Genomic DNA, 542 nt, shown 5'->3' with positions numbered 1-542 from the left:
CGTCATCGAGTCCGACGAGGACATGGCCGAGGAGATCCTGGCCGGCGCCGAGCACGCCAAGCTCGTCGCCGACCGCTGCGAGCGGCTGGTGAGCTCGCTGGAATCCCTGCACGCCGAACTGTCCGCCAAGTTCGTCCCCGGCGTTCTCATCGGCTGGTGCGCCCGCCTGATCGAGCGGGCCGGGGTCGTGGAGACCAAGGCCGAAGAGCTCGCGGCGGGTCTGCCCCGGGCCTCCGAGGCCATCGCCCACGCCGGGCAGGTGGCGGCCGACTACGACAAGCACCCCGCCGACGTGACCCGCGACATGGGACACACCGCACCCGCCGACGCCTCTTACCACCAGGAGTAGCCATGGATCTCGCACGCGTCGGCTCCAAGGTCGCCGACACCCTCACGGACGGCGTCACGTTCACGATCATCGCGGTGCGTCTGGCCGCTGCGTCGGTCGCCATGCTCGCGCTCAGCGAGGCCGTACGAGGCGCCTACAACTACATCGAGGGGTGCGCGAGGTCGGTCGACAACCTGGCCGACACGGCCGCCGG

At 70.7% G+C, this 542-nt stretch carries 1 protein-coding gene and 1 pseudogene; both read left to right on the top strand.

The window, feature by feature from the left end; translation table 11 throughout:
* Window positions 1–349: hypothetical protein (locus tag BFF76_RS33250; RefSeq protein WP_167359553.1), on the top strand; the 349-nt coding region annotated here is incomplete at its 5' end.
* A 2-nt stretch (window positions 350–351) separates the two neighbouring features.
* Window positions 352–542 (top strand): annotated as a pseudogene (locus BFF76_RS30710) (hypothetical protein); the annotation flags it as partial.

The sequence above is a fragment of the Streptomyces mutomycini genome (genome assembly GCF_001700505.1).
Taxonomy (GTDB): Bacteria; Actinomycetota; Actinomycetes; order Streptomycetales; family Streptomycetaceae; genus Streptomyces; species Streptomyces mutomycini.
This window is presented reverse-complemented; position numbering and strand designations above follow the sequence as displayed.